We start from the raw sequence: 12278 nt of genomic DNA on the forward strand, positions 1-12278 counted from the left end.
CGGCACAACACAACGAAACGACGGCAGACATTGCGAATGCCTGTGCTGTTATCCCTGCGGAAGTCTGCAATCGTCTTGAAGTCCGGCGCCAGTCGACCGGTCAGCCACATCAGCTCTATATTGCGTTGGCATTCGCGCTCCAGACGGCGGCTGGACTGGACCCGGTTGAGGTAGCCATAGATGTATATCTTCAGCAGGACGGCAGGATGATATGAGGGGCGACCTGTAGTTGAGGGATTGGCACCTTCGAACCCGAGCGACTCGAGATCCAACTCTTCAACAAACGCGTCGATGATCCTGGCGGGGTTATCCTCGGCGATGAAATCATCGAGGCATTCTGGAAGCAGCGTAGCCTGCTTGCGGTCTTCTCCCTCTATGAATCGCTTCATCCGATCCCCCAGTCTGAATGCGTTGACTCAGTCTAGGCGATCGGGACGTTTTCACACAGCCTCGGTCGATCACCGCCCGTCTCCGGCTCCTATTCACCCAGCGGCCGAGAAGACCGTATCGCTCTTTTTATTACCCGCAGGCTTTTAGCGGCTAGGCGTGGCAGCGATCCCATGGAAACACACATCGAGCATATGCGCGACGATTCGCTCGTCATCCAATTTTGCATATAGACGCAGGTATTCGACCGCAGGATCACAGGTCCGCGAATAATAGGAAAACAAAATCACATCGTCTGGCAGTGCGGTATCCAGATCGCCACTCTTTTTTGCCTCCCCTACCAGCCCCTTCAAGATGCCGTTGAGCTTGAATACGCGCGTTACGTAGCTGAGGTTGTGCGTTAGCATTTCGCGCACATGCGGGCTGGTGGATGGCAGGAACGGCAGGCCACCTTCGAGTCGTACGCGTAGCGCCCACGCAAGGAGCGCACGCAACCGCCCCATTGCGGTTTCCTGCTGCGGCAGGTGCTCCAGGAAGTCGATGGCGCCATCGATGAGTCGGATCATCGCAGCGCCCACGAGGTCGTCCTTGGACTTGAAATGCTTATAAAGGATGGGCTTCGATATGCCCACCTCGCCGGCGACATCGTCCATCGTCATCAGGTCGAACCCCTTATCCGCCAGGATACGCGTCGTCGCGTCCAGAATCGCGTCCTCGCGTAAGCGAAAGGTTTGGTCCTTGAAGCTGAGCTTGCCCAAAATACCCATTTGTAAATTTCGTTACTATGCAGTAACCTTCTTTCCGAGACAGTAGGGGTATGTTAGCACCCCGGCTCCAAACCGCATCAACAACCGCTAAAAAAGCCAGAAAGGTGCAGCGTGAGCGCATATTTGGTCACTCAGAAGGGACTGCGGATTGCCGTTGCAGGCGCTGGGATTTCAGGCCTGGCGACAGCCTGGATGCTCTCGCGGGACCACGCCGTCACGCTTTTCGAGGCGGGCCATTATCTGGGCGGGCATACCAATACGGTCGACGTCACGCTGGAGGGTTACACCTGTCCCGTGGACACGGGGTTCCTGGTGTTCAACGACCGCACCTACCCCAATCTCGTGTCGATGTTCGAGGCGCTGGGTGTGCGTTCTCACGCTAGCGATATGTCCTTCGCAGTTTCGCTTGACGATGGGCGCCTCGAATGGGCCGGCAGCAATGTGAGTACGGTGTTCGCGCAGCGACGCAACGCGTTTTCCCCAACATTCCTTGGAATGCTCCGGGACATCGTACGGTTCAATGGCGCCGCGCAAACACATCTGGCGTTCGCTGAAAACAGCGGCTGCTCTCTGGGAGATCTGCTGCAAGCAGGCCAGTACGGGCAACCCTTTCGTCAGCACTACTTGCTGCCCATGGCATCCGCCATCTGGTCCTGCGCGACCGCCGACGTGATGCGCTTCCCTGCCGCGACGTTCCTGCGCTTTTGCATGAATCATGCGCTCCTGCAGGTCCGGAACCGGCCGCAGTGGCGCACCGTCGCCGGCGGCGCCCGCCAATACGTGAACCGGATTGCCAGCCATCTCAATGATGTTCGCCTTGGGGTTGCCGTGCGCGCGGTGCGCCGCGATGAAGCCGGTGTAACTGTCATGACGGACGAAGGCACATCACGCTTCGATACCATCGTGTTCGCCACGCACGCGCCCGATACGCTGCGGATGCTGGCCGACGCGTCACCCGCCGAACGTGATGTACTGGGCAGCGTGCGCTACGCGTCCAATGTCGCGATCCTGCACACAGACGCCACGCTTTTGCCTCGTCGTCAGCGCGTATGGTCAGCCTGGAACTACCTGGGCCGCCAGCACGGTGACGCTCAACGTGCGGTCTGTGTGAGCTATCTGCTCAACCAGTTGCAGCCCTTGCCGTTTCGCGCGCCCGTCGTCGTTACCCTGAACGCGTTTCGGGAGCCTGCGCCTGGCACGGAACTGCGCCGCTTCCACTACGCCCATCCCGTGTTCGACCTCGCGGCCATTGCGGCACAGCAACGGCTGCCCGCTCTGCAGGGCGAACGACGGACCTGGTACGCCGGCGCGTGGACCGGATACGGCTTTCACGAAGATGGCCTGAAGTCGGCCCTGCGGGTGGCCCGCGACTTCGGCGCCCTGCCAGCCTGGTCGCGACTATGATGCCTGCTGCATGGCTCCTGCGCTGCCGCGTCATGCACGAACGCCTGCGCCCCGCGCGCCATCGCTTCGTGTACCCCACCTTTTGCCTGCGTGTCGACATCGATGCGCTGCCGAACCTGCGGCGTTGGTGGTTTGGGGTCGACCATCCGCGGCTCGTGAGCCTTTACACACGCGACTACGGACCGCGCGATGGCACCGGGCTCGGCCGATGGATTCGGCCACGCCTGGCTGACCTGGGGCTGCCAGACGACGGACCGATCTGGTTGCAGACCTCGCCACGCATCTTTGGCTACGCCTTCAATCCGGTCAGCTTCTGGTATTGCTACGACAAGGCCGGTGCATTGCGGGCGCTTGTCGCCGATGTGAATAACACGTTCGGGGATCACCACGCCTACCTTGTCACCGCGCCGGACCTCGGCGCCATCCAGGCGTCCACCGTCCTTGCTACCCGAAAGTGCCTGCATGTGTCGCCCTTTAACACGGTGCAAGGACACTACGCCTTTCGGGTGCGCGAAACAGACGATGTAGCGCACGTCGGTATTGACTATTACGACGACAGCGGCGGCCTCGTGCTTCGTACGTCGATCGGTGGCCGCAAAGCACCCCTGACGCTGGGGGGCATGATGACAATCCTGGCAAGCCAGCCGTGGGCTGCTATCGCGGTCATTGTACGCATCCACTGGCAGGCCTTGCGTCTGTGGCGAATGTCGGTTCCGTTTCATGGAAAGCAACCGCCTTCGGTACCGCCTGTCGGCTAATCCCACCTCTGTCTGGCATCGCCCCTTCATATGAACCGCCTGCCTTCCAGCCAGCGTGCACTGCTAGAACCTTGTATCCCCACCCTGCTGCCGTCCCGGACGTCCGTATTCGCCAGGATGTTCCTGGCCGCGCTCGACCGCCTGGCCGTGGGCCATCTGGTGCTACTACGGCCGGACGGGCAGGAGGCGATCTACGGCGATCCGCATCAGGCGCCGGGGGCTCGGCTGACGCTGCTGGACTGGCGCGCGTGCGAAGCCGTCATGCGCGCTGGGGATATCGGCTTTGCTGAAGCCTACCGCGCCGGATGGGTCGACACCCCTGATCTGGTCGCCTTGCTGCACCTGGCCCTCGAGAATGAATCGGCCCTGTCAGGCGCCGTCCAGGGAGGATGGCTGAGCCGACGCTGGTATCAACTGCGACATCTTTTCCGCAGGAACACGCGCAACGGCAGCCGAAGGAACATCCATGCCCACTATGACCTGGGCAATCCGTTCTATGCCCTGTGGCTCGATGAAACCTGGAGCTATTCCGCGGCATACTTTGAGGGTCGCAGCGCACGGTCGCTGGCAGAGGCACAGGAAGCCAAGTACGCGCATATCTGTGACGTGCTCGCGCTGGAGCCAGGCATGCACGTGCTGGAAATCGGGTGCGGTTGGGGCGGGTTCGCGTTACACGCGGCCAGGCGCGGCGTGCGGGTGCACGGCGTCACGATCTCGGCCGCCCAGCTTGCGATGGCCCAGTCGCGCGTTGAGCAGGCAGGCCTGACGGACCGTGTCGAGCTGGAGCTTCGCGACTATCGTGATCTGGATGGCACCTACGATGCCATCGTGTCCATCGAGATGTTCGAGGCAGTCGGAGAAGCCTACTGGCCCACGTTCTTCGACCAGGTATCCCGAAGGCTTCGCCCGGAAGGCCAGGCGGTGGTGCAGTCAATCACGATTGATGACGCTCGCTTCGACGCCTATCGGCATAGCAGCGATGTTATCCGCGAGTACATCTTTCCCGGCGGAATGCTGCCAAGCCCTGAGCGATTTGCCCGGGCAGCCGACAGAGCCGGATTTTCGAGCTGCAAGGTGTTAGCCTTCGGCAAAGACTACGCCGAAACCCTCCGGCGATGGCGCGAGCAATTCGAAGATCATGTGGAAGAGATCCTGACGCTTGGCTTTGATGAGGGATTCATACGCATGTGGCGGCTCTATCTTTGCTATTGCGAGGTCGGGTTCGACGCGGGCCGCACCGACGTCATGCAATTCCTTCTCACGCGCAAGGACTAGCATGGCCCGTCTGGCAGCCCTTGTTCTTGCATGCGCCGCGCTGCCCGGCATTGCCGCCGAGCCGTGCCGGGAAAGCTTGCCTGAAGCGCGGATGATCGGCCAGGGCGAGTATCGGTGGCTCGGACTGCGCGTCTATGTCGCGCAGCTCTGGATGGCCCGCCCACCAGTCTCCGGCGGCGCCGCGGCTGCGGCAAACTCGCCGGACGTACTACAAGCGCCGTTCGCGCTACGTCTCATCTACGCCAGAGACATTCCGCAGCAGCGCCTGGTGGAAACGAGCATCGATGAAATCCGCCGTATCTACGGCGATTCGTTGTCCGACACGACATCCGATCTTTGGCGCCATGCGCTTTCCCGTGTACTAGTCGACGTTCGCGCGGGGGACTGCCTGACCGGCGTGTACTCGCCGGCGCAGGGTGCGCGCTTCTACGCCAATGACCGTGAAACTGGCCGGCTCGACGATCCGGTCCTGGCGCGCGCGTTCTTTGCCATCTGGCTTGACCCATCGACGCGGGATCCGGCATTGCGTCAGAAGCTCCTCGGACCGGCACGATGACGATACGCCCGCCTTCCCTCATCGCTTACGGTGCCCTGGGCCTGCCGCTTGCCATGGTCGCGCTGCCCATCTATATCCTGGCCCCTGCCTATTACACCTCGCGCCTGGGCATGCCGTTGTCCACGGCGGGACTCGTCCTGATGCTCACCCGCCTTGTCGATACCGTGCAAGATCCATGGCTCGGGCGCTGGGCAGATGCGCTGGCGGGTAGCCGTCGCCTGCGCCCTGCGCTGTGGGCGACTTCCCTATGCCTCATTGCGGCGTTTGCGGCCTTATGGATGCCGCCGGTCTCAGGGTGGGCATTGACGGCCTGGTTCGCCGCCGCCCTGGTCCTTGTCTACGCCGCACACAGCTTTATGAATGTCGCTTACCTCGCATGGGGCGCAAGCCTGGGGCTCAATTGCGACGCGTTGACGCGTGCAGCCGCGTGGCGAGAGGGTGCGGGCGTTCTTGGTGTCCTCATTGCCAGTGCGGGCCCCGCCTGGCTGCTCGGACGTAACGACCTGGCGCCGCGAAACGCCATGGTCCCGTTCATCGCACTCTTTGCCATTCTGCTGATCGGCGCAATCTGGGTGCTCCGCTTCGCCCCTCCCTGGCAAAGGATGCCACCCGGTCGGACCGGCCGATCGGGCCACGGCGGTCTCCGCCCTTTGATCGTAAGCGTCTCGAGGACCGTGCTGGGCAACCCTCCGTTCCGCATGCTTCTGCTGCCTTATTTCCTGAATGGACTGTCTGTCGCAATACCGGCCTCCCTGGCCGTCTTTTTCATCGAAGATCGGTTGGGGGCACCTCGATGGGTCACACCCGGTCTCGCGATTTACTTTTTGGCTGCCGCGATGGGACTTCCAGTCTGGGTAGGGATTTCAAGACGGATTGGCCCTCAACGGGCGTGGCGTGCAGCAATATGGGTAGCCATCGCGGCGTTCGTGTGGGCGGCCACACTGGGTCGGGGAGACGTGGTGCCATTCCTCGTGATATGTGTCGCCTGTGGCTTTGCGCTGGGGGCCGATCTTGCGATACCGCCTGTCATTCTCGCGCAGTGCCTACCCGACGGCGAGGGGGCCGGCGCCTGCTTCGGTATCTGGACGCTGACAGGCAAGCTATGTCTGGCTATCTCGGCACTCACCCTGCCCGGCCTGGCCTGGCTTGGCTATGTGCCAGGCTTTCCCGCCACGGGTATCCCTGGCATGGCACTCGCCTGCACCTACGCAGGCCTTCCCTGCCTGCTCAAGTTGGGTGCGCTTTCCACATTGCAAATGCCGTCACGCCTCGTATCGGAGGAACTTCAATGAGAGCCCTGACCGCCCTGGTTCTTGGCATCGCTACAAGCTTTGGCACGGCGTGTAGCGCACCCGATGTGAGCCGGTACGCCCATGAGCACCCAGTGCTGGAGGTCACTCAGTTTTTTGGCGGCAAGACGGAAGCATGGGGAATGTTCCAAAAGCGCAATGGCGAAGTCGTCAAACGGTTCCATGTAGCCCTTGATGGGCGCATGTCACAGCAGCAGTTCGTCCTGCACGAAGCATTCCGCTACAGCGATGGCACGACACAGGAACGGACATGGACCCTCGATCGCCAGCCCGACGGTACGTGGCGAGGCGAGGCGCCCGATATCGTTGGTGCAGCCATGGGAGAGGCCGCAGGCAATGTTCTGCGCTGGCGCTATACCATGCAATTGCCCGTCGATGGAAAGCTGTACCACGTGCAGTTCGACGACATGATGGTGCTTATCGATCCGCAGACGATGATCAACCGCGCCCGCGTCACGAAGTTCGGCTTTGAAGTTGGGCAGGTGACAATTGTTTTTCGTCGCCCGGCTCCATAGGAATCCGGACATGGCCTTCGGTCTGCACCTCAACCCTCGGCTGCGCGACTGGCATGGCAAGCGCGTCTGGCTGGTCGGCGCGTCAAGCGGGATAGGCGCAGCACTCGCCAAAGCATTGCTTGCAAAGGGGGCATGGGTCGCGGTTTCGGGCCGACGAACCGATGCCTTGCTCGCGGTGATCGAAAGCCATCCCAAAGGCGTCGTGCTCACCATGGATGTGCGCAGGCCGGACGACTGGAAGGCGACTCACGACGCGTTGTGCGAAGCGTGGGAAGGCGTGGATCTGGTTGTATTTTGCGCGGCCGACTACCGTCCGCTTCGCCCCTGGCAACTGGAAGCGCGGGAAGCGCACGACACGCTGGAGACCAACGTCTGTGGTGTCTATTACGGTCTAAGTGTCGTCCTGCCACGAATGCTTTCGCGGCGATCGGGCGGACTGGCCATTGTGGCAAGCGTCGCCGGGTACGTCGGGTTACCCAGCGCCACGCTATATGGCCCATCCAAGGCAGCCCTCATCAATCTTGCGGAGCTGTTGTACGCCGAACTCCATGCGCACGGACTGGGGGTCTACCTGATCAATCCCGGCTTCGTCAAGTCTCGTCTGACGGCGCGCAACGACTTCCGAATGCCGGCGCTCATGACGCCGGAGGGTGCAGCGGAAGCAATTGTCGCCGGACTGGAACACGGTCGCTTCGAGATCGCGTTCCCACAACGCTTTACGCGTCTGGTTCGCCTGATCAGCCTGCTGCCGTACCGCGTCAGCCTGGGGCTGCTACAGCGATTGACCCGCCACCATGAATCATGATGACCGACATGCCACACAATCAATTTGCCCCTGCGCCGCGCACCCTTCCCGCGCTACTGGGATGGTATGGCGCGCTGTCGCCTTCGTCGCTGGAACGTCTGGACCTGTATTACGCAACCCAGGCGCGCTTCTGTGATCCGTTCAACGAAGTCTGCGGCATCGCGGCCATCCGTACCGTTTTCGAGCATATGTTCGAGACCGTCGAGACACCTCGTTTTGCATTTCACACGAAGATAGGCAGCGGTGCACAAGCCTTTGTTGCATGGACATTCACGGGGAGAGTGCGCCAGCATGCCTTCGATGTTCCGGGCTGCACCCATTTGTCTTTTGACGAGGATGGCTTGGTCGCAAGTCATCAGGATTTCTGGGACGCCGCCACGCTTTGGCGCCAATTGCCATTGATACGATTCCCGGCGACATGGCTATGCAAACGCTTTTCTGCAAAGGTTGCATAGACCCTGACCATGCTTCCTCACAGACGCGTAGGAGCGGGAAAAATTCCGGCAGCGACTCCACGCCAGTGGCCCTGACTGACCGACGCTCCGGGTCATGCCGAGGAATCGGCAGAACGCCGAGGACTGCCGGCTACGGGGTTTCGCGGCCGTAGCGGCGTTGGTGCCGCGCGGATGGCCGTCTACGGCCAGAAGCAGTCGATCAGCATCTTTGTCTGTCTGGCGGCTTCAGGCTGGCAGCAGCCGTTCAGTTCTTCTATGCCAATGTCTGCTGACATCAATAGCAGACATTGGTACCAGCGCGGCAAAGACAACTTCGACAATTGATAGGTCTAGCTATCTATAAAAAGCTGGTCGATTCAGTTACCCCGCCGGGGGCGCGGTTCAGTACGAAAACTGTATCGGTGATGATGTTGCCAGCGAGCCTTGGTTCTTCGAGCGTCAAAGAATCTTGCCAAACTTTTCAGTTGGCTCCTTGTGCAAGGGTGATGGTGGGGGCAGGCTGGCGTGCCAGCTCAATGAAGGACCGTACGTAGTCGATGCCAGTATCTGCCTCGCGTGCCCCTAGGAAGATCTGCTTGGCGATACCGCGCGCGCCCAGCCGCACGGGCACCACGTCCATTTTGGCTGCGTATTCCTCGACCAGCCAGCGCGGTAGCGCAGCCACACCGCGCCCGCTTGCTACCATTTGCAGCATGATGTCGGTGGTTTCGATGGCTTTATGGCGCCTGGGTGTGACACCGGCTGGCAACAGGAACTGGTTGTAGATGTCCAGGCGCTCGATGTCCACGGGGTAGCTGATGAGCACCTCCTGGGTCAGTTGCTGGGGCTTCACATAGGCCGCCGAAGCCAGCGCATGGCCTCTGGGCACGACAAGCACCTGCTCGTAGTCGAACACTGGTTCGAACTTCAGCCCCGGCTTGAAAAGTGGGTCAGGCGTGACCAGCAGGTCGATCTCGTAGCCGAAGAGCGCCCCTATCCCGCCAAACTGAAACTTCTGCTTGACGTCCACCTCCACATCGGGCCATGCAGCCAGATAGGGAGAAACCACTTTGAGCAGCCACTGGTAGCAAGGGTGGCATTCCATACCGATGCGCAGCGCTCCGCGTTCGCCCTGCGCAAATTGGCCCAGGCGCTCTTCGGCCAGGTCCAGTTGCGGCAGCACCCGGTTCGCCACCGCCAGCAGGTACTGACCGGCCTGTGTCAGTCGCAGACTTCGCCCTTCGCGTAGCCAGACGTCGGTGCCCAGTTGCTGCTCCAGCTTTTTCACGCTGTGGCTCAGAGCCGATTGGGTCAGATTCAGCACGCCAGCGGCGGCAGTCAACGACCCTTGTTTCTCGACCTGCTGAACGATGCTGAGGTGAATACGCTCAAGCATTTGAATGACTCACATTCATGAATTTATGAAATAAGACCATTTTACATCATGGATTGCCGCCGATAGCATCCTCCCCATTCGGCGCCGCGCATATCAATCCATGAAAGCAGAAATGACACATCCACTCCGTGTAGTAGCGGTTTCCGGTGGACTGCAACGCCCCTCCAGGTCTGCATTCCTGGCAGAGCACCTGCTGGACCTGATCGCCGACGAAGTCCCATGCCAACAGCGCCTGATCGAAATGGGAGAAATTGCACCTCTGCTTGCTGGCGCGGTCTGGAGGTCCCAACTATCCGGCACGGTGGAGCAGGAACTTGCAGTGGTCGAGCAAGCTGACGTGCTGGTTGTGGTAACGCCCGTTTTTCGCGGCTCCTACACGGGACTGTTCAAGCACTTCTTCGACTTCATTCATCAGGACGCCCTGATCGACAAGCCCGTCCTGTTGGCTGCCACCGGCGGCAGCGAGCGCCACGCCTTGGTGATCGACCACCAACTGCGGCCGCTGTTCAGCTTCTTCCAGGCACGCACGTTGCCGTTGGGGGTCTACGCGACCGACAAGGACTTCGTGGACTACTGCCTGCAGGACGAGGCCGTGATCGAGCGGGCCAGACTGGCTGTTCAACGGGCATTGCCGTTGGTCGAACTGGCGCGCCAGGCCAGGCCCTCTCTGGCCGAGGAAGTGGTTGTGGCCTGAAACAAGAATCGTTTTTTCTCAGAAATTAGGTCACTAGATCGCAATGAACAACGAGCTTACCTTTAAACTCAAGAGCATTTGCTTCGATGAAAACTATCACCCATCGGACAGCACGCGCATAACCACCAACTTTGCCAACCTGGCCCGGGGAAACAGTCGACAGCAGAACCTGCGCAAGACGCTGAGGATGATTGACAATCGATTCAATGACCTGGCGCACTGGGACAATCCGACGGGAGATCGCTACTCTGTCGAACTCGAGATCATCTCCGTTGAGATGAATATTGATACCAAAATCAGCAATGATGTATTTCCATTGATCCCTCCATGTCAGGATAGTTGTCGCCTCGCTGCCTTTCGATGAAGGACAATGGGGGGCGGTAACGGTTGGAAGATGAAGCCTTATCCGGCGGAGTACAAAGAATGGGTGGTCGAGCAGATGAAGCCGCCCTTGAACCGGTCGGTGGCGGAGTTGGCCAGGGAGACAGGCATTACAACGGTGTGCCTGCGCAACTGGCGCAACGCGGCCCGAGAGCAAGGAAAGGTTGTGCCAGGCAACGGCAAACAAAGTGATAAGTGGTCCAGTGCGGACAAGTTCCGAGTGGTGCTGGAGACGGCGCCCCTGAGTGAGGCGGAGCTGTCCGAATACTGCCGCAGGAAGGGTATTCAGCCGGAACAGATCCGGGCGTGGCGGGCCGCGTGCGAGCAGGCCAATGCCAAGACACCAGACAAGCCTGACCTGGCGCAGCGCCGCGAGGAACAGGCGGCTCAGAAGCGGATCCGGGATCTTGAGCGCGAACTCAAGCGCAAGGATGCGGCGCTGGCTGAGACAGCAGCGCTGCTGGTGCTGAGAAAAAAAGCCGAGGCGATCTGGGGAAGGGACGAGGAAGACTGATCAACGTCTCGGATCGCCGCGATGCCATTGCGTTGATCGATGAAGCGGTAAAGAGCGGTGCACGCCAGTCCAGGGCCTGCGAGGAACTGGACTTGAGTGAGCGCACCTTGCAGCGCTGGCGCCATGCGCCAGAGGATGGCCGCCCGGGAGCGCAGCGCCCGGTGCCGGCGAACAAGCTCAGCGAGGCAGAACGGCAGGCCGTGCTGGCAGCGGCCAACCAGCCTGGCTACGAGAGCCTGACGCCGCACCAGATCGTGCCGAAGTTGGCCGACGAGGGCCGCTACCTGGCGTCGGAATCGACGTTCTACCGTGTGCTTCGGGCTGCAGGGCAGAGCCGGCGACGTGGACGCAGTCACAATGCCAAGCCCCGCGCGCCGACCACGCATCGTGCAGACGGTGCCAATCAGGTGTGGTGCTGGGACATCACGTGGATGCCCACTACGGTGAAGGGTCGCTTCTTCTACTGGTACATGATGCAGGACATCTACAGCCGCAAGCTGGTGGTCAATGAAGTGCACGAGAGCGAGTCGGTGGAGCATGCCCGCCGGCTGCTCGAACTGGGCTGTCTGCGCGAGCAAACGGCTGGGCGGCCGCTGGTGCTGCACTCTGATAATGGCAGCGTCATGAAGGGGCTGAGCATGCGCGCTGCGATGCAGGATCTGGGCGTGGTGCCGTCATACAGCCGCCCACGCGTGAGCAACGACAACGCCTATGCCGAAGCGTTGTTCCGTACGGCCAAGTACTGCCCGCTGTGGCCCGAGAGGCCATTCGATACGCTGGAACAGGCGCGTGAATGGGTGCATCGGTTCGTGCGTTGGTACAACGAGGAGCACCGTCACAGCGGGCTGAAGTATGTCACGCCGAACCAGCGGCACCGCGGGGAAGCGATACCCCTGCTGGCGCGACGAATGGTGGTGTATCAGGCTGCGCGCGCCCGGCACCCGCAGCGCTGGTCGCGGGGAATCCGGAATTGGAAGCTGGATCCAGTGGTCTACCTGAACCCCGAGCGGGCTGAGCTGGAGCCTAAGGAGTACCGGAAAGCAGCATAGCGGCGGACGCGACAACTACCTTGACACACGCCG

Annotated in this window: 13 protein-coding genes and 1 pseudogene; 11 read left to right on the top strand and 3 right to left on the bottom strand. The window is 61.0% G+C overall.

All coding sequences use genetic code 11. The features are described 5' to 3' along the window. Window positions 1-389, bottom strand: a 389-nt coding sequence (locus AC3FKG_RS29420) for a transposase (RefSeq protein WP_488743530.1), incomplete at its 3' end; no start/stop codon positions are given. A 144-nt stretch (window positions 390-533) separates the two neighbouring features. Beyond that, entirely contained in the window at window positions 534-1154 is a 621-nt protein-coding gene (locus AC3FKG_RS29425; RefSeq protein ID WP_488744830.1) for a TetR/AcrR family transcriptional regulator, read from the bottom strand. Between the two features lie 111 nt (window positions 1155-1265). On the opposite strand from AC3FKG_RS29425, the gene AC3FKG_RS29430 reads away from it, so the two are divergent. The 8 genes from AC3FKG_RS29430 to AC3FKG_RS29465 are packed head-to-tail and all read left to right on the top strand — an operon-like array spanning window position 1266 to window position 8232. Beyond that, window positions 1266-2558, top strand: a complete 1293-nt coding sequence (locus AC3FKG_RS29430) for an NAD(P)/FAD-dependent oxidoreductase (protein ID WP_488744831.1) — start codon at window positions 1266-1268, stop codon at window positions 2556-2558. Beyond that, window positions 2555-3316 (top strand): DUF1365 domain-containing protein, encoded by a 762-nt coding sequence (locus tag AC3FKG_RS29435; RefSeq protein WP_224009470.1) that lies wholly within the window; start codon window positions 2555-2557, stop codon window positions 3314-3316. Before AC3FKG_RS29430 ends, AC3FKG_RS29435 begins: the two co-directional genes overlap by 4 nt. Before the next feature lie 30 nt (window positions 3317-3346). Next, entirely contained in the window at window positions 3347-4591 is a 1245-nt protein-coding gene (locus AC3FKG_RS29440; protein ID WP_488744832.1) for a class I SAM-dependent methyltransferase, read from the top strand. 1 nt (window position 4592) lies between these two features. After that, entirely contained in the window at window positions 4593-5147 is a 555-nt protein-coding gene (locus AC3FKG_RS29445; RefSeq protein WP_488744833.1) for a chalcone isomerase family protein, read from the top strand. Next, the gene (locus AC3FKG_RS29450; RefSeq protein ID WP_488744834.1) at window positions 5144-6439 is read left to right on the top strand and encodes an MFS transporter; all 1296 of its coding nucleotides are present in this window, start codon (window positions 5144-5146) and stop codon (window positions 6437-6439) included. Before AC3FKG_RS29445 ends, AC3FKG_RS29450 begins: the two co-directional genes overlap by 4 nt. Further along, entirely contained in the window at window positions 6436-6972 is a 537-nt protein-coding gene (locus tag AC3FKG_RS29455; RefSeq protein WP_488744835.1) for a DUF3833 domain-containing protein, read from the top strand. Before AC3FKG_RS29450 ends, AC3FKG_RS29455 begins: the two co-directional genes overlap by 4 nt. Before the next feature lie 10 nt (window positions 6973-6982). After that, window positions 6983-7777: an SDR family NAD(P)-dependent oxidoreductase gene (locus AC3FKG_RS29460; protein ID WP_483713600.1), complete on the top strand. Its 795-nt coding sequence runs from the start codon at window positions 6983-6985 to the stop codon at window positions 7775-7777. Then, window positions 7774-8232: a nuclear transport factor 2 family protein gene (locus tag AC3FKG_RS29465; RefSeq protein WP_483713599.1), complete on the top strand. Its 459-nt coding sequence runs from the start codon at window positions 7774-7776 to the stop codon at window positions 8230-8232. The genes AC3FKG_RS29460 and AC3FKG_RS29465 overlap by 4 nt, the downstream gene beginning before the upstream one ends. 460 nt (window positions 8233-8692) lie before the next feature. Here AC3FKG_RS29465 and AC3FKG_RS29470 read toward each other — a convergent pair whose 3' ends face one another. After that, a complete protein-coding gene (locus tag AC3FKG_RS29470) occupies window positions 8693-9607 on the bottom strand; it encodes a LysR family transcriptional regulator (protein ID WP_483713543.1) in 915 nt (304 codons plus the stop codon). 112 nt (window positions 9608-9719) lie between these two features. Between AC3FKG_RS29470 and msuE the strand changes: the two genes are divergently transcribed. The 3 genes and pseudogenes from msuE to AC3FKG_RS29485 all read left to right on the top strand — a co-directional run bounded on the left by msuE (window position 9720) and on the right by AC3FKG_RS29485 (window position 12245). Next, window positions 9720-10301: an FMN reductase gene (gene msuE / locus AC3FKG_RS29475; protein ID WP_483714468.1), complete on the top strand. Its 582-nt coding sequence runs from the start codon at window positions 9720-9722 to the stop codon at window positions 10299-10301. Between the two features lie 43 nt (window positions 10302-10344). Beyond that, window positions 10345-10623 (top strand): annotated as a pseudogene (locus tag AC3FKG_RS29480) (putative oxygenase MesX); the annotation flags it as partial. Between the two features lie 72 nt (window positions 10624-10695). Then, a protein-coding gene (locus AC3FKG_RS29485; protein WP_488742417.1) for an IS3 family transposase occupies window positions 10696-12245 on the top strand; the annotation gives its coding sequence in 2 pieces (ribosomal slippage) (window positions 10696-11182 and window positions 11182-12245; 1551 coding nt in all). Window positions 12246-12278: the final 33 nt, after the last annotated feature.

It is taken from the genome of Cupriavidus sp. 22TCCZM04-2, from assembly GCF_057798895.1.

Coding starts and splice junctions, on each gene's coding strand:
- AC3FKG_RS29425 (WP_488744830.1), bottom strand. CDS start 1,154: ATGGGTATTTTGGGCAAGCTCAGCTTCAAGGACCAAACCTTTCGCTTA.
- AC3FKG_RS29435 (WP_224009470.1), top strand. CDS start 2,555: ATGATGCCTGCTGCATGGCTCCTGCGCTGCCGCGTCATGCACGAACGC.
- AC3FKG_RS29440 (WP_488744832.1), top strand. CDS start 3,347: ATGAACCGCCTGCCTTCCAGCCAGCGTGCACTGCTAGAACCTTGTATC.
- AC3FKG_RS29445 (WP_488744833.1), top strand. CDS start 4,593: ATGGCCCGTCTGGCAGCCCTTGTTCTTGCATGCGCCGCGCTGCCCGGC.
- AC3FKG_RS29450 (WP_488744834.1), top strand. CDS start 5,144: ATGACGATACGCCCGCCTTCCCTCATCGCTTACGGTGCCCTGGGCCTG.
- AC3FKG_RS29455 (WP_488744835.1), top strand. CDS start 6,436: ATGAGAGCCCTGACCGCCCTGGTTCTTGGCATCGCTACAAGCTTTGGC.
- AC3FKG_RS29460 (WP_483713600.1), top strand. CDS start 6,983: ATGGCCTTCGGTCTGCACCTCAACCCTCGGCTGCGCGACTGGCATGGC.
- AC3FKG_RS29465 (WP_483713599.1), top strand. CDS start 7,774: ATGATGACCGACATGCCACACAATCAATTTGCCCCTGCGCCGCGCACC.
- AC3FKG_RS29470 (WP_483713543.1), bottom strand. CDS start 9,607: ATGCTTGAGCGTATTCACCTCAGCATCGTTCAGCAGGTCGAGAAACAA.
- msuE (WP_483714468.1), top strand. CDS start 9,720: ATGACACATCCACTCCGTGTAGTAGCGGTTTCCGGTGGACTGCAACGC.